The sequence below is a fragment of the Psychrobacter sp. CX97 genome (assembly GCF_057396285.1).
In genome coordinates, this window is record NZ_JBXYJE010000003.1 from 200933 (window position 1) to 215947 (window position 15015).

Consider the following 15015-nt stretch of genomic DNA (forward strand, 5'->3'; position numbering starts at 1 on the left):
TAAGTTGATTAGGATATAAAAAGATGGCTCGGATAAATATGTCACACCTACCTTTTGAGGTCAGTAATAAAACAATTTTGATAACCGGCGGTTCAAGTGGGATTGGAGAGAGCACAGCCTATTTATTAGCTAAGGCAGGGGCGCATGTGATATTAATTGCGCGTTCGCAAGATAAGCTAGAAATAGTGAGAGAGAATATTATTAATGCAGCGGGCAAAGTGAGCACTTATAGCTGTGATTTAACAGACACTGCCGCTGTGGTTCATACCGCTCAGAAAATCTTAAGCCATCACAACCATATTGACGTGCTGATTAATAATGCGGGACGTTCGATTCGTCGTTCGGTGCGTGAATCGTCGCAACGTTTTCATGATTTTGAACGCACCATGGACATCAATTACTTTGGTGCAGTTAAGCTTATATTGGAGCTGTTGCCCAGTATGATAGAGCGCAAGTCTGGGCATATTATCAACATATCGTCTATTGGGGTATTGGCAAATAGTCCTCGGTTTTCGGCTTATGTGGCATCCAAAGCAGCGTTAGATGCGTTTAGTCGTTGCCTAGCTGCCGAAGTGAAGTCCAAAAATATCCATATCAGCACCGTTTATATGCCACTGGTACGCACCCCAATGATAGCACCTACTAAGCTATATAAATACATGCCTGCTTTAACGCCGGAACAAGCAGCTGAGATGATAGCAAAAGCCATTATCGATAAGCCACCTAGCGTTGCGAGTACGATGGGAAAATTTGCGTCTGCAACTTATGCGTTAGTGCCCTCAATTAATGTGGCGATACAGTCTGCAGGTTTTAGTATTTTTCCAAGTACGAAAGCGGCACAAACCAAAGACCGTAAGCCTAACCTTATGCAAAAGGCTTTTGCCAAAATTTTACCTGGCGAGCATCATTAAATGATGTCAGTTGGTAAAAATAATATTTATCACACCAGCTTATTCAGCCCATCGGCAAACTGCTTCTTATCTTTATCTGAATAGGACTGATTTAAGTGTCATTTTGAGATTTAAAAGACTGCATAATTTGACTCAACGTTTCTGTATTCTTGGTAAAGGCTCTACAACCTGGGCATAACATGAGATGAGTATTGAGACGCAGCTTTTCGCGAGCAGTGAGCTTTCTTTCTTTAGCATCACTGGCAATTTGGGTTATTCGTAGGCAGTCTTTCATGTTAATCCTAATAAAAGTTCTGTGACTATAGTCGAACAAGCCAGTCAATCAAGCCAATCAAGTTTAAAAGTGGTGTGAGACAAGACATGTGAGCGTAAACACTACTAGCTCTGGCTGAGAAGACTTAAGGCAGTGGTTTAACAATATATCTATAGTCTTTGATGCTCAATATTGACACGCCTACTCAATGTCATAAAATCTGTGTTTAGGTGGATTCGAACCAGCGAATGCTTAGACAGGTTTGTAAACCTAGCCTTGCTCTATGCATTAGTACGTAATAATAACTGGTACTAATTTCAAGAGTTTGACATATTTCACTGGTGCCAAGCTCAATGTATTCACGCATTAAGAAGGCGCGAGCTTGTTCACTGGGCAAATTAGTTAAGCAAGCTTCTAAAACTTGCCAAAACCCTTCCGATTGAACCTGAACGTCTGGATCACTCCAGCTGTTATCAAATTGGCTAGGCTTACTATTTGGATACCAAGACCCTGCTTCATCAAATAGAGCATCTATCAAAGTATCTTCATTGCCATCTTGCATATCAGATAAACTAGACATCGTAGTATATTTGCTGTTTTTGCGTATATTATCGACAATCTTATTTTTTAAGATGGCAAATACCCAACTCTTAAAGGCCGCTTCGCCTTTAAATTGATCCCCATATTGTAGCGCCGCAATAAATGTTTCTTGAACCACATCTTCAGCTAAATGGTAATCGCCCAATTGGGATCTGGCAAAAGCAAGCATTTGCTGGCGCACTGACGCGACAAATTTAGGCGTAACTTTACCAAAATCTTCTGCTGAGGATTTCGTGTGGTTTGTCATAGAAGGGCTCGTATATTGGCTTTATAAAAACATATTAATCATTATGGTATAAGTTCCGATATTGACGCTTAAGCCGAGAGGGGTTTAACCAATAATCTAAGCTCATATAGCGTCCGCCGCCATAAAACAAAGTAACCAACAACATGATAGCGTATGTCGCCGCAAACTCGATACCATTGTTTAATATAACAAAATTACCTGTTTCAGTCAGCCAGTCATAGTTGCCATGCGTTTGTAGTATTTCACGGGCTTTATCTAAACGAAGGGCAGCTTCTTGAGAGTTAGCAAGACTTGCGTCACTGCCCCAAAAGCCAAAGCTATTCATTAGGCTTGACATGCTTGTGTCTGGATTGGTTGGCGTAATGGCATACCAGCCATTTGCCCAGTGCACACTAACCATGGCCACTAACATAGTAATAATAAGTGAGAATGACACAAAACGTGTACCTACGCCAAGTAATAAAGCAAAACCCCCTAATAGTTCTGCGCCTATGACCAATACAGCCATAAGGCTAGGCATGGGTAATCCCAGTCCCCAATCGCTGTTGCCAAACCACTGAACAATATCTGAAAAGCCAGTTACTTTGTTCCATCCTGCGCTGATAAAAATAGGCGCAAGATACAAGCGAATCGCTAACGGAGCTAAAAAACTCAACGATTCAAGTTTTAGAGTGCCTCTATTTAAAGGTTTTAGCAGATTAGAAAGAGCATTCATGGGTGTGCCTTGTGCTAATTAAAAAGGAGTATTAAAAAATGATAAAACGGCAAATACAATCTAGAAGATAAACAATGAAATAAAAAGTTGTTATTTACGCCTCTAGATGCGCTATTGGTAACTCTTTTATCGGTTACCGACTATTATATGAAATTGACTATAGTTCAAAGGTTGGAAATAAGATGCCTTGTTGGGATAACTGCTCAAGCAAAGGCAATCCAAATTCGATTAAAGTAGTCTTGTTGTCATAGCCAAGCATCTGAGCAAATTCTTCAAGTAGAGAGGCCAGAGCAACAGGGCTTATTGCAATAGGCACTTGCGCTTTGATGAACTCAATCAAGGCGTGGGTTAGTGCATTTGTTTGCATAAATTCGACACTCTCATTTTTACGATAAACAATAAAGAAACTGTCGTCTGCTGAATCTGGCAGTTCATCACTACTGATCGTATGTACTGGCCACTGATAATGTAAGTTCTGCACCGTTGGGTTAACCGTCAATAAGCTATTGGTTGGTGCATGATCCTCCTTTGATTCTGTCCTATCAGAGTTATCTGAAGTTGAATCAGGAAGTGTTTCAACCAGTAGCTCTACCCATTCATAGTGTGCGAGCTCGGCAAAATAAGGCGGTAGCCCTAAACGGTCAAGCTGTTTAGGTTGACTTAGGTAGTCAACGAAGCTTTGATTAATCTCAGTAAAGTAGGGGCTATGGCAGTGATGATGTAAGAAAAACTGCTGACAGATTTTTTGCCAATCCTCCAAACTGATAAGGGTTTGGCAGACAGGAAAGCATTGAGTCAAAAACCCACAGACATTATTAAAAACAAGCGTTTGATAAAGCTGACTTACTCGCTCGATTCTACTTGAAGGTAGGCGGCTAGGTTCAGCGCCTTGATAGGAATGGTTATCCGAAGACTGCCTTGGTTCAATGGGTAAAACCTGTGATGAATCCCCTTTATCTTGAAGACGTAGATACTGCCCAAAACTATTTTGGAATTCGGCTAGAGAAGGGGCTTCAGAAAATACTCTGCGGGTACTGGTAGAATGATTTAAATAATTTTCTTGTTGAAGTAAACCTTCTGTTTGCTGTTTAAAAGACAACATGGTAGCTCTCCTTTTGCAGAGATTGGGGGCAATTACCATTTATAGTCTGTTTAATATAGGTTGTTGAGGAGTTTGCTTTGTCTGCTGTATGAGCATTTATGATATGGCTTTTATCGGAGCTATTTGTATGAAGTCTGTTTTTACCAGAGCTATGTTTACCAGAGCTATGTTCATAAGATTTCTGCTCACAAATGCTATTTTGTATCTGCCTGATATGATTAACTTCTGATATTAACTCTGACAAGTCCGGAAAATTAAAGTCACGTTCAAGGCACGTAGGTAGACGACTCGCAGATACACCTGTTTTATTTTCAATCAGTGTGTAAGCGTCAGCCAAAAGTGCCCAAACGGGATCTATCACGTTGCTACCATGAGTATCGATGATAAGACCATCGTCATCGATAAAATGTCCAGCCACATGCATATAGCAAGTTCGCTCAAGGGGCAGTTGACGTAAGTAATCATGTGCATCAAAGCCGAAGTTCTGACTATTCACATAGATATTATTAACGTCTAGATGTAATAAACAGTCTGCTTCCTCAGCAACGGCGCTAATAAATTCGGCATCACTCATATCGCTGTGCGGCGGGACAAAGTAGTATGACGCATTCTCAAAACCTATTTGGCGCCCTAGAATGTCTTGTGCCTTTTTAATACGATCAGCGACCCAGTGCACTGCCTCTTCGGTACAGGGTATGGGTAGTAGATCGTATAGGTGTCCTGACTCATCGCTGCACCAAGATAAATGCTCCGTATATAAGTCAATATTGTGCGTATTCATAAAAGATTTTATGTTGTGAAGCAGTGCTGTATCTAACTGAGCGGTACTACCGATTGATAAAGATAAACCGTGACAAATAAAGGGATGTTGCTCACTAAATTCACGCAACTGTCTCGCGTATTGCCCTCCCATTTGACCATTAGAATTAAGCCAGTTTTCTGGAGATATCTCAAAAAAATCAATCTCGGATAAATCTGCATCCCTCATTTGGTTTAATAATTCACGACGAAATCCAAGCCCTGCACCGCTGAGTTGATGGCTGCTAATCTCTGTCGTTTCTGATGCTATAGACGTTGGGAATGTTGAGGTCATGATTATCCTTAAAACTTTTACTAATGAGACTTGCTGATATGTGGCGCTATATAGTCTGTCCAATGCTAAATTACGGGTTAAATAATGCTTAAATGACTAAGGTTATACCCTCGCTAGCCATAACATTTTTATAGCGTGCACTCAGTTTCCTTGCCGTCAGTTTAAATGGGTTTGACAGTCGTTATATAGTTAGCTTCCTAAATGTTTGGGACGATATGAGCCTTGCTAGATAGGGCTGATTGGAAATCAGTGGCTATTTTCACTCGTTTAATTGTCTCGATAACTGTCTTAAGGCAATAGGAAACTAACTTTATCGATCTTTATTACTTTTATTGCTCTTTATAATGAAATGATGGTTTACTGATTACCACCGCATTTGGCTTCGCCACATTTGCCGTCAGCTTTTTTAGCGGTCTTCTTTAAATCAGCACCGCATTTGGCATCGCCGCACTTAGCATCCGCTTTTTTATCCATAGTGGTGGCATGCCCTGCACATGATCCGTCTGCTTTTTTATCCATTTTGTGAGCAGCGCATGAGCCTTCTTTAGCTTTGCTGCTATTTTGATAGCCGTCGTGCATTGGCTTGGTGGAAAATGGATTGTTAGTGGCACAACCGCTTAAAGTAACTAGAGAGCCTAAGGCTAATGAGGTAAGGATTGATGATTTATTCATAATAGTTTCCATATTTTTGAGTGAATTAATGTTTGAATGAGTGAATAAAAGTGGCTTTGCAAGCTTATTTAACCTGAAAGCTATTTGCCTAAACTTTTATCACATTCTATTGTTAAAGGGTTGAACGTCAAATTAGATGTATATGGTGTCAAATACATTCGCTATGTTGTTGAGCTTCCTGAAGGTACGTCTTGTACTCTCTACGGTCGATAGTCTTGTAGTGCCATCATTTGAGTTCAAAACTTGAACGGATGGAATATACTAACGACCATATTAGCTCCCGCATTTGCCTTCACCACACTTACCCTCTGCTTTTTTGGCAGTCTTTTTTACACTGGCACCGCACTTAGCATCGCCACATTTACTATCTGCTTTTTTAGTGGTTTTTTTCACACTAGCACCGCACTTTGCATCACCGCATTTGGCATCATGAGCCTTGCTATGGCTTTGATGTGCATTTTGCATAGGTTTGGCATCAAATGGATTTGCAGCATTGGCTCCGCCCATTGCCATGAGTGAACCTAGCGCTAAACTGGTAATAACTGACATTTTTTTCATGATGAACTCCATTGATAATAGGGATTAGGTAAAGGTTATGAATGAACAGTTTCAAAACTTAAGCCCTGTAAAAGATGTGTCATCAATAGCAATGGCAAGTTATTGTACTGTTATAGATTAGACGTAAGAGGGGGGCGTTTTCTTACACTTATTTTTTAAATATTTAAAAATAAATATTCATGGTTAGGCTAACCTATTGATATTAAAAATAAATGTTTATAATAAAAGTTGCTATAAAGTAGAAAAAAGTTCAAATAAAAAGCTTATTGAGTAAAAAGGGTTAGGTAAAAGAAAGTTGAGTGAAATAACGAGACTGGACACGCAGACAACGTAGCACGGGAGGGTCAATATGATTGATGTGGCAAAACAGATAGATGCCTATTAGATAGCTTACGTCATAAGAGACAGTATTTTATCTTGTACGGCTGATCACCAAAATGATGAAATTATCATAAAACAATGGCTTGAAAATAAGACGCCAAGAAATATTAAAGACTGGATTGCCCAGAATTTTGCTTTAGTCTTTAGACAAGACGACACTGACAAGATAGCAGGATTTATTTTAGTGTCAGAAAAAGGGGCGGTGTTACTGAATTATGTTAGTCCCGATTGTCAAAATAAAGGAATTGGCGGTAAATTACTTGAGAGGATAAAAGTACAATATCGGCAACAAGGCGTAAAAGAGCTGTTTGCAGAGTCAACGTTAACCGCAAAACCATTTTATTTAGCGCATGGATTTAGTGTGATTGAGGATGTGTTTGAAAACGGCTGCTTGGTTGCTCATCGAATGGTTGTGACTCTCTAATTACGGCAACCCATCTATCAGCCCATCAGCGCACCAACTTACTTACCTCATTTGCAAAGCCACAACCAATGACTTTCAAGGTAATCAGTGGCAATTTTCGTACTTTAATGGTCTGGTTTGCCACAACAATAAAATAGCAGGTGTATTGTGCGTATTGTCATGAATCACAGTTTTAATGATGAAGCCATAACTGCTAATTTTAATACAGTGTTGACCTCCCTAGATGTACTATTTTCGGTAGGCCGCCTTGTACTTCAATTATCCGCCTATAATGCCTAGAATTAAGTTCTCAACTGGAAACATGAGGGATTGCAACGTATAATCTCGGGTTTTTTAACACTCCTGCAAAAGCTGAATAAAATTATCAACTTTAGTCTCAGGCGTTGCCCAAGAGGTAACAAGTCTTACAATGCTACGATTATCCTCAAGCGTTTCCCATTCATAAAACATAAACTCAGCTTTTAATTTTTTGATGACTTCTTGAGGTAAAATAGCAAAAACTTGGTTGCTCTTGGTATCAGAGCTTAGTTGATAGCCACTATTTTGTATTCCCTTTGCTAGTTTCTCTGCCATAGTATTGGCATGAGCACATAATGTTAGAAATTTATTATTTTCTAATAAAACACAAAACTGTAGCGCTAAAATATAGCCTTTAGCCATCAATCCACCATGACGTTTAAGGTAGATATTGAAATCAGTTGCAAGCCTAGGGTTTGGGATAACAATTAACTCTCCAAACAATGCTCCCATTTTTGTGCCACCAATCCAAAAAATATCTGTAAACTGAGCTATATCAGCTAATGTTAAATCTTGATGAGTGCTGGCTAGTGCAGCACCGAGTCGTGCCCCATCCATTAACACTAACATATCATGTTGACGGCAATAGTCTGATAAAGATTTTAGCTCATCATAAGTGTATACCGTACCAATTTCAGTAGCGTTAGATATATATATGGCTTTTGCACGAACAACATGTGGCTTCTTAAATGCATGACGTTTTCGTAGAGCATCCACAGCTTCTACGGTTAATTTACCCTCCGCTGGTTCTGCTAATATAATTTTATGTCCTAACGTCTCAATAGCACCCGCTTCATTGATGGCAATATGACCAGAGCTACAAGCTATAATCCCATCAATCGGCGACAACATGGCATCAATACAGACAAGATTCGCTTGTGTACCCGTCATGCAAAGATGTACAGCTACCTCATCACTTTTCTCGTAACCATCATTAGTCAATTTCTGGCGAATAATTTGAGTAATTTTATCGGAGTAGGTATCAAAGCCATAGCCTTCATATTGTGTCAGATGTAGGTCCTGAATGGCGTTGATGATATCTGGATGGGCGCTTTCACAGTAGTCATTCAAGAAAAAGTACATAGGAATCTCGTAGATAATCATGCAAGGTTAAAATCGATTTATTTAGCTCATGGATTTATCGTTATTGAGGATGCGTATGAAGGAGGGCGGACGCTTGGTTGCTCATCGAAGGGTTGTTACTTTATAAAGAAAGGGTTTAAAAGAATGATAGCTACTCTTTAGTTCTACCCAACCATTAACGCACCAACTTATTCAGCCCATCTGCAAACGCCTTTTTATCCTTATCAGAATAGGGTTTTTGACCACCCATTTGGGTTAAATCAAGTACCCCAGTAGAGCGCATGGTGTCCATAAAGTCACGGGCGTTTAGCTTTTGCTTGATGTTATTCTTATCATAAATAATACCATGTGGCGTGAGCACTTGCCCACCATTGGCTAGCACGTCATTGGCTAAAGGAATATCACTGGTAATGACCAAGTCGCCGTTTTCGACATTATCAGCAATATAATCATCCGCCACATCAAAGCCCGAGCCAACTACCTTCATGGTAATCAGTGGCGATTTTCGAACTTTAATAGTCTGATTTGCCACAAAAATAGCAGGCGTATTGGTACGAATCACTGTCTTAATAATTAAGTCTTTAACTACTAACGGGCAAGCATCGGCATCTATCCAAATTTTCATTTAGCTAGACCCATTGGGTTTGGTAGGGTGGCAACCAGTTTTTTTAATGCGGGCTCTAGATTAGCCACATCATTAGGCATCAAGGTTATGTGTGCAATTTTGCGGTCTTCCCGCTCCTCTTTATGATAGGTATGATAATGGGTGCCATCGATGCTTAGTACCTCTACAATATTTGGATAGTTGCCCAACACGTTAATCATAATAGAGGGATGGACGTTGTCGGTATCGCCAAGGGGTAGACCAACCACAGCCCGAATATGATTTTCAAACTGGCTAGTAACCGCACCCTCAATGCTCCAATGACCAGAATTATGCACGCGTGGGGCAATTTCGTTCGCCAGAATGATATCCTTGCCCTCACTGTCCTTGCTGACAAATAGCTCTAGTGCCATTGTGCCGACATAGTCTAGGTGGGTCATGAGTGTTTCGATGGCTGATGTTGCTGCAGGCAAGAGATGACTGGTGCCAATCGCTGGGGCTTGTGATTTTGCCAAGATTCCGTTGTGATGATAGTTCTCGACCAAGTCATAAGTGCGCATAGTGCCATCTTGAGCACGGCTTGCAATAATCGATACCTCACGGCTAAATTTGATAAAGCCTTCTGCTATTAGCGGTGCAGGGGTAGGCGTTAAGTCTCCTTTACCGGTTACTGCATCGCCAAGCACTTGCCATGCCTCATTAATATCCTTTGGCGACTTAACCACAAACTGCCCCTTACCGTCATAACCACCACGGCTTGTTTTTAAGACTAACGGTGTGCCTAATCGCTCACAAGCAGTGTTCAAATCAGACTTTGAACCGACCGGCATGAAGGGCACAGTGGCAATAGCCAGTTCATTAAACAAGGTTTTTTCTGATAAACGATCTTGGGTAACTTGTAGTGCATGTGGCGGTGGATACATGCCTTGTTTGATGCCTTTATCTGCCAAATCTTTAAGTTTACGCACTGTTTCTAAAGGGGTGTTTTCGAACTCTAGGGTAAACACATCTGCGTTAGCAATAAACTCATCGAGCTGGTCACTGGTAAAAACCTCGCCAAATAAAGATGCAGGGCATTTCGGTGCATCCTCTAAAAAGACGCAACGGTAGCCAAGGGGTAGTGCAGCCTCAGCGAGCATCATACCGAGCTGGCCGCCTCCAAGGATGCCAATGGTACGAATCTTTTGATTAGCAGGGTAAGCGTTAGCTGTGGTCATGATGGGCTCGTATTAGCAGTTTGATTGGTCAAAAATACAAAAAGGTGCTATTAGCACCTTTAATTTAAGGTTTGGATCATAACGATAATTAAGATAATTAAATAGTCAATCTGAAAACAACCGTACTTTGTCAAAGTCGCTAACCCTACTGTTTGTAGAGCTCTCATTCACAGGTTAGTGTTCAGATTGGCTATAAGTATAACAGAAATTATTCTGGTTATAGCGTCAGTTAGCCTTGCGATAAGTCAGATTGGCTTAAGCAGTTATAGCTAATTATTAATAATACCAGGGGTTGGACTGGCTAAAATAGTATTGGTTTGATTTTCACGGAACGCAATCAACTGTTTGGCGAGACTGCCATCCTGTAGCGCCAGTATCTGAACGGCTAATAACGCTGCATTATAAGCGCCCGCCGTACCTATGGCTAAGGTGCCTACCGCAACTCCTTTCGGCATTTGTACAATTGACAGTAGACTATCCCAGCCACTTAAGGTAGATGACTTTACAGGCACTCCTAACACAGGCAGCTCGGTTTGGCTCGCACACATGCCTGGCAGATGAGCCGCTCCTCCGGCCCCTGCTATAATCACTTGTAGCCCTTTGGATTTAGCCGATTTAGCATAATCAAATAGTTTATCTGGAGTGCGGTGTGCTGAGACCACTTCACATTCAAAAGCCACGCCAAAGTCAGCGAGCAATTGCGCTGCCAAATTCATGGTTGCCCAATCCGACTGCGAGCCCATAATAATACCAACTTTAGCTGTGCCCTCAGGAGACTCAATAGGGTTGGGTTGCTCGGGTTGCTGTATCTTTGACACGGCTATATCCTTTAGAAAAACCTCAATGATACAAAATTTTTACATCAATAAAAAGTGTAAAAGTCATAACTTTGTATATTTAAAAAGCATTAGGGCGTAAGGCCATATAAATTATGAGGATACCCCCTAGTCAGGAATGTATTGGACAAAGTTATCTTTTGATAACGGCATTGGGTTAGTAGTGTCAAATAGGTAGGCCGTTAAATAGCCAGAGCCCGCAGCGGAATAATCTGTACAAACAACTTGTGGGCTAAGCGGTTCTGGTGTGCCTTGCATCCAATAATGACCCACAAAAACAGGCTTGGTTGCTTGTAGTTTAAAGTCAACATGGTCAATCATAGCGCCTTGCGGAATCTGTGCTAAATCCGCAGGCATGGCCCGTGCAATATCAACAATGCGCTGGCCGCTAAGATTATCCTGCCACCAGTTGACTCGTACTCTTGAGCGTACTGTGCCATCTTTATCGGTAAAAGTAACATTCTCTGGCAACGGTGCCTCGATACCTTTAAGAACACGTTCTAGTGCCTCATATTCCACTGAGCCTTTCTGTCCGGTGCGCTGCAAAGCATCTTCAGTTAATCGATTAGCTTCTGCCAACAGGGGCTTAAGCACGTTCATCTGATCGACATGCCAGCACGCATGAACAAAACAAGCGTGCTCAGTCTCAATCCATAATGGCAACTCGTAGAAGCGTTTTAGCCAATATTTATGACGTTTTGATCCAAAGGGAACTTCATTTAGAAACTCTTGGTGCTGACGAGTATGTGTGGTGTTATGAGCACGTAAATAATGCGAACTATCTGACCGCTTATTTTCAGTAGCATAGGCAAGGGCGTTGTATTCATGATTGCCCATCACGCAATCTGCAACCCCAGCATCAATCATGGCATAAACAATCTGTAAGGTTTCAAGCTCTTCTGTACCCCTATCGATCAAGTCGCCAATAAACATGGCACGATGACCTTTTGGCGGTTGATAATAAGGATTGCCAGATTTGAGATCAGTGTGCACGGTATAACCAAGCTTATTTAACAAGCCTTTAAGTTTTGTAGCATGGCCGTGGATATCGCCAATGACATCATAAATCATAAATGCACTGCACCTTTTAATTACTGATATTAATTACTGATATTTATTACCGATTTTGATTGCTGATTTTAGTGGTTTTTTGCTTAAGTCATTCTTCGCTTAAGTTATTCTTTGCTTAATTAGTATACCGTATTGTCATATTCGTATTGAATCCTTCCCCCAAAACTAGAAAAGCACCTGATAACAGGTGCTTTCCAGCATTTTTTTACTTAAAATTAGATCTTACTGGCTTATGTTTTGCGTGAAATAAAACTCACAATAAATAAAATAACTGCGATTGCTAAGAAAATATAAGCAAAGTTTTTGCTTAATCCAGCAACACCACCAAATCCTAGGAAACTAGCAATCAAAGCGATAACGGCAAATATGATAGCCCATCTAACCATAACATCCTCCTAAAAAAACCTAAATAAAAAAAAGGGAATATAACGTAGTTAAGTCTAGAGTGTAAAATAGAGTTGGACACTCTAAAACTCTCGATTCTTAAGTGACCCGATTCTTAAGTGAAATGCTAAGAACTTTTAAACAAAACGCTCACAACACTTTAAGAATAGCCGATTCAATTGTAACGAGAGTAAAGTATTGTTATCTATTATAGGTAGTACTGTTTTAACATCATATTTTTCGTACGTTTGTAGAGAATGTGCGCTAAGCTTTAATAACAACTTTAAGTTTAATAGGAAAGATTATGAAAGCGTCAGACTGGTTCGCAATAGAGTGGAGTCAGGCCGTTGGCATTGTGTTATCTGCCATTGGTATTTATGTTGGATTAATGCTATTTACTCGGCTAATGGGGCTACGTAGCTTTTCCAAAATATCTAGCCATGACTTTGCCATGACAGTAGGGGTAGGTAGTATTTTGGCATCTACTATATTGTCTAAGACGCCCTCATTAATTCAAGGCTTAATAGCTATGGCCATATTGTTTATCTTGCAAGCAGTCGTTTCTGCGCTGCGCCGGAATATAAAACCGATTAAAGATTTAGTAGATAACGAACCTTTAGTTCTGATGGCACATGGAGAATATCATTGGAATAACCTCAAAAAGGCTAACTTAGCTAAAAGTGATATTCAAGAAGTGCTTCGCAAAAATGGGCTGAAATCAAAAAGTGAGGTATTTGCCGTCGTGATGGAAACCACTGGTGATATGAGTGTCATTAAGCAAAATGATGTTCAACCTGATATTGACTTATTTGATGATATCAGAGAGTGTGAAGACTTGATTAATAATGAAAGATTTAAGCGTTAATTCGTGCACTATGTTTAACAACCTGTATTCATAAGCTAAAGTTAGGGTATTTAGGGTTGTGAGTCCTGTTATATATATGGGGCGTAAATAACACTATAATGACCCATCCATCAACTGAACCATTAAAATGACAAAAACACTTAAAACACGTCTAATTGCTTCCTTTGTTGAGCCTTATTCTCGCTACCAATATGCAGACATATTGCATGCTTTTAGACTGGGAACCGCTGTCGTAGTATCTCTGATTGCCAATCATTTCAGCCAATTTCCGCATGGCGAATGGACCACCATTACCATTTTTATTATTTTGGGGTTGCTACAGTATCAAGGTGCTATCTATACCAAAGCCAAAGAGAGAATACTGGGCACGCTTTTGGGTATTGGTGTGGGTCTGAGTCTATTGTGGTTGGGGCACCATCTGCTCACAGGTATTTGGTTATACTTTTTACTGATAGGTATTATCAGTGGCATTATTGGCTATCATGCGGTAAAGCAGCTGGGTTATATTGGTTTATTGACGGGTATAACCATGTGTATGATTATCTCTAGTACCAGTGATGTGGCGAGCGACGGCATGTACCGCGCTCTAAATGTGTTGATAGGTACTTTAATCGCCGTAGCAGCTACCTTTGTTGTGCCCCTAAAATCCACCCTTATGTGGCGATTTTTATTAGCGAAAAACCTCGATGCCTGTGCTGATATGTACGATGGCGTTGAAGCTCATATTTCAGATCCTAATATTGTCCCGACTCATCAAGATACCTCTAACATCAGGACGGTAAAAGACAGTGGCGGAAGTTCGAACGCCTCACAATCCATTGAAAGTGTAAGTGGGTCAAATTTTGAACAACAGAACCTCGTTAATACAGAGCAAACGGTGCAAGCTCATATTGATTTGGGGGCAACAACGGCAACGTCTTTAGATGGTATGGCAGACCATACTGAGGCAAGCTTTGTTGATACCGATATGGTACAGCAATTTAAAAAAATCAATCAGCGTTTGCTGAGAGTACGCGGACACATTGCTGCAACCGCAAGCGAATCTGGCATTGATACCCCAACATTGGATATGATTCAACGTACCCATCGTAATATTATTGGTACGATTGACTTGCTGCTTAGTGCTGCACCGCATCTTGCCTATATTCCCATTGATAGCGAAAATCGTGTGCTGCTGGATCATTATCACCATGAGCTGACACAGGCCATGCGCCATATGGCAGCAGTACTTAGAAGCCCGAGTGATGAGGTGTTTCGTCCCATTACACGTATTCCGGTCTCTACTTACCCCAGCGTCCGCCACTTAGAATTTGAATGGAAAGGCTATTTTTGGCTGACGCAAACCTTGCAAAGCCAGCTGCAAAGTTTGAGTGACTTATTACAACACAGTAAAGATAAGTGGTTTGCCGCGTCGGGTCTGCGTTATCAGCGTCAAGAGCAGCGTCGCATCCATGCACATGGTGGCGAGAGTGATTTAGATGTTTGAGACTTGATAGCAAAAGCAGCTTAGTCTTACCCTTCATGTGTGCATCGCTTTGCTTGTGTGACTTGCTTATCTAAGCAAATGCCTGCTTATAAATGCCCAACTTATAAATGACCATAAATACCTATACATAAATACCTATAAATGTTCATAAATGAATATCAATCACTGACTATCAATAAATGACTATAAGGGACTATGCATCAAACTGAGGATCAA

17 protein-coding genes are annotated in these 15015 nt (G+C 40.7%); 4 read left to right on the forward strand and 13 right to left on the reverse strand.

Annotation, left to right across the window (positions count from 1 at the left end; translation table 11 throughout):
• Positions 1-23 precede the first annotated feature (23 nt).
• Positions 24-911, forward strand: coding sequence for an SDR family NAD(P)-dependent oxidoreductase (locus tag AC2SLL_RS03865; RefSeq protein ID WP_486530357.1), 888 nt, complete (start codon positions 24-26; stop codon positions 909-911).
• Between the two features lie 91 nt (positions 912-1002).
• On the opposite strand, the gene AC2SLL_RS03870 is transcribed toward AC2SLL_RS03865, so the two are convergent.
• From AC2SLL_RS03870 to AC2SLL_RS03900, 7 genes are all read right to left on the reverse strand, one after another.
• The gene (locus tag AC2SLL_RS03870; protein WP_486530358.1) at positions 1003-1185 is read right to left on the reverse strand and encodes a zf-HC2 domain-containing protein; all 183 of its coding nucleotides are present in this window, start codon (positions 1183-1185) and stop codon (positions 1003-1005) included.
• A 205-nt stretch (positions 1186-1390) separates the two neighbouring features.
• Complete coding sequence (locus AC2SLL_RS03875) at positions 1391-2011, reverse strand: sigma-70 family RNA polymerase sigma factor (RefSeq protein WP_486530359.1); 621 nt, start codon at positions 2009-2011, stop codon at positions 1391-1393.
• A gap of 34 nt (positions 2012-2045) precedes the next feature.
• Positions 2046-2726, reverse strand: coding sequence for an HvfX family Cu-binding RiPP maturation protein (locus AC2SLL_RS03880; RefSeq protein WP_486530360.1), 681 nt, complete (start codon positions 2724-2726; stop codon positions 2046-2048).
• A 157-nt stretch (positions 2727-2883) separates the two neighbouring features.
• Positions 2884-3828: an HvfC family RiPP maturation protein gene (locus AC2SLL_RS03885; RefSeq protein WP_486530361.1), complete on the reverse strand. Its 945-nt coding sequence runs from the start codon at positions 3826-3828 to the stop codon at positions 2884-2886.
• The gene (locus tag AC2SLL_RS03890; RefSeq protein WP_486530362.1) at positions 3815-4921 is read right to left on the reverse strand and encodes an HvfB family MNIO-type RiPP peptide maturase; all 1107 of its coding nucleotides are present in this window, start codon (positions 4919-4921) and stop codon (positions 3815-3817) included. Before AC2SLL_RS03890 ends, AC2SLL_RS03885 begins: the two co-directional genes overlap by 14 nt.
• 357 nt (positions 4922-5278) lie before the next feature.
• Positions 5279-5593: an HvfA family oxazolone/thioamide-modified RiPP metallophore gene (locus AC2SLL_RS03895; RefSeq protein WP_486530363.1), complete on the reverse strand. Its 315-nt coding sequence runs from the start codon at positions 5591-5593 to the stop codon at positions 5279-5281.
• A 273-nt stretch (positions 5594-5866) separates the two neighbouring features.
• Positions 5867-6151 (reverse strand): HvfA family oxazolone/thioamide-modified RiPP metallophore, encoded by a 285-nt coding sequence (locus tag AC2SLL_RS03900; RefSeq protein ID WP_486530364.1) that lies wholly within the window; start codon positions 6149-6151, stop codon positions 5867-5869.
• A 409-nt stretch (positions 6152-6560) separates the two neighbouring features.
• Between AC2SLL_RS03900 and AC2SLL_RS03905 the strand changes: the two genes are divergently transcribed.
• Complete coding sequence (locus tag AC2SLL_RS03905; protein ID WP_486530428.1) at positions 6561-6956, forward strand: GNAT family N-acetyltransferase; 396 nt, start codon at positions 6561-6563, stop codon at positions 6954-6956.
• Positions 6957-7289: 333 nt separating this feature from the next.
• Here the strand turns inward: AC2SLL_RS03905 and AC2SLL_RS03910 are convergent, their stop codons facing one another.
• The 6 genes from AC2SLL_RS03910 to AC2SLL_RS03935 form a co-directional block, all read right to left on the reverse strand.
• Entirely contained in the window at positions 7290-8336 is a 1047-nt protein-coding gene (locus AC2SLL_RS03910) for a threonine aldolase family protein (protein WP_486530365.1), read from the reverse strand.
• 175 nt (positions 8337-8511) lie between these two features.
• Positions 8512-8961, reverse strand: coding sequence for a YaiI/YqxD family protein (locus AC2SLL_RS03915; protein ID WP_486530366.1), 450 nt, complete (start codon positions 8959-8961; stop codon positions 8512-8514).
• A complete protein-coding gene (locus tag AC2SLL_RS03920) occupies positions 8958-10157 on the reverse strand; it encodes a 5-(carboxyamino)imidazole ribonucleotide synthase (RefSeq protein WP_486530367.1) in 1200 nt (399 codons plus the stop codon). The genes AC2SLL_RS03915 and AC2SLL_RS03920 overlap by 4 nt, the downstream gene beginning before the upstream one ends.
• 269 nt (positions 10158-10426) lie before the next feature.
• The gene (gene purE / locus AC2SLL_RS03925) at positions 10427-10975 is read right to left on the reverse strand and encodes a 5-(carboxyamino)imidazole ribonucleotide mutase (RefSeq protein WP_486530368.1); all 549 of its coding nucleotides are present in this window, start codon (positions 10973-10975) and stop codon (positions 10427-10429) included.
• 126 nt (positions 10976-11101) lie between these two features.
• Positions 11102-12064, reverse strand: a complete 963-nt coding sequence (locus AC2SLL_RS03930) for a metallophosphoesterase (RefSeq protein ID WP_486530369.1) — start codon at positions 12062-12064, stop codon at positions 11102-11104.
• A 230-nt stretch (positions 12065-12294) separates the two neighbouring features.
• Complete coding sequence (locus AC2SLL_RS03935) at positions 12295-12450, reverse strand: DUF1328 domain-containing protein (protein ID WP_486530370.1); 156 nt, start codon at positions 12448-12450, stop codon at positions 12295-12297.
• A 302-nt stretch (positions 12451-12752) separates the two neighbouring features.
• On the opposite strand from AC2SLL_RS03935, the gene AC2SLL_RS03940 reads away from it, so the two are divergent.
• On the forward strand, positions 12753-13313 hold the full coding sequence (locus tag AC2SLL_RS03940; RefSeq protein WP_486530371.1) for a DUF421 domain-containing protein: 561 nt from the start codon (positions 12753-12755) through the stop codon (positions 13311-13313).
• 127 nt (positions 13314-13440) lie between these two features.
• On the forward strand, positions 13441-14799 hold the full coding sequence (locus tag AC2SLL_RS03945; protein ID WP_486530372.1) for an FUSC family protein: 1359 nt from the start codon (positions 13441-13443) through the stop codon (positions 14797-14799).
• Positions 14800-15015: the final 216 nt, after the last annotated feature.

What these genes read in the sequence shown, in the direction of transcription:
- AC2SLL_RS03915 (WP_486530366.1), bottom strand. Translation starts at nt 8,961, where the DNA reads ATGAAAATTTGGATAGATGCCGATGCTTGCCCGTTAGTAGTTAAAGAC.
- AC2SLL_RS03895 (WP_486530363.1), bottom strand. Translation starts at nt 5,593, where the DNA reads ATGAATAAATCATCAATCCTTACCTCATTAGCCTTAGGCTCTCTAGTT.
- AC2SLL_RS03945 (WP_486530372.1), top strand. Translation starts at nt 13,441, where the DNA reads ATGACAAAAACACTTAAAACACGTCTAATTGCTTCCTTTGTTGAGCCT.
- AC2SLL_RS03870 (WP_486530358.1), bottom strand. Translation starts at nt 1,185, where the DNA reads ATGAAAGACTGCCTACGAATAACCCAAATTGCCAGTGATGCTAAAGAA.
- AC2SLL_RS03880 (WP_486530360.1), bottom strand. Translation starts at nt 2,726, where the DNA reads ATGAATGCTCTTTCTAATCTGCTAAAACCTTTAAATAGAGGCACTCTA.
- AC2SLL_RS03890 (WP_486530362.1), bottom strand. Translation starts at nt 4,921, where the DNA reads ATGACCTCAACATTCCCAACGTCTATAGCATCAGAAACGACAGAGATT.
- AC2SLL_RS03940 (WP_486530371.1), top strand. Translation starts at nt 12,753, where the DNA reads ATGAAAGCGTCAGACTGGTTCGCAATAGAGTGGAGTCAGGCCGTTGGC.
- AC2SLL_RS03920 (WP_486530367.1), bottom strand. Translation starts at nt 10,157, where the DNA reads ATGACCACAGCTAACGCTTACCCTGCTAATCAAAAGATTCGTACCATT.
- AC2SLL_RS03935 (WP_486530370.1), bottom strand. Translation starts at nt 12,450, where the DNA reads ATGGTTAGATGGGCTATCATATTTGCCGTTATCGCTTTGATTGCTAGT.
- AC2SLL_RS03930 (WP_486530369.1), bottom strand. Translation starts at nt 12,064, where the DNA reads ATGATTTATGATGTCATTGGCGATATCCACGGCCATGCTACAAAACTT.
- AC2SLL_RS03885 (WP_486530361.1), bottom strand. Translation starts at nt 3,828, where the DNA reads ATGTTGTCTTTTAAACAGCAAACAGAAGGTTTACTTCAACAAGAAAAT.
- AC2SLL_RS03900 (WP_486530364.1), bottom strand. Translation starts at nt 6,151, where the DNA reads ATGAAAAAAATGTCAGTTATTACCAGTTTAGCGCTAGGTTCACTCATG.
- AC2SLL_RS03875 (WP_486530359.1), bottom strand. Translation starts at nt 2,011, where the DNA reads ATGACAAACCACACGAAATCCTCAGCAGAAGATTTTGGTAAAGTTACG.
- AC2SLL_RS03910 (WP_486530365.1), bottom strand. Translation starts at nt 8,336, where the DNA reads ATGTACTTTTTCTTGAATGACTACTGTGAAAGCGCCCATCCAGATATC.
- AC2SLL_RS03865 (WP_486530357.1), top strand. Translation starts at nt 24, where the DNA reads ATGGCTCGGATAAATATGTCACACCTACCTTTTGAGGTCAGTAATAAA.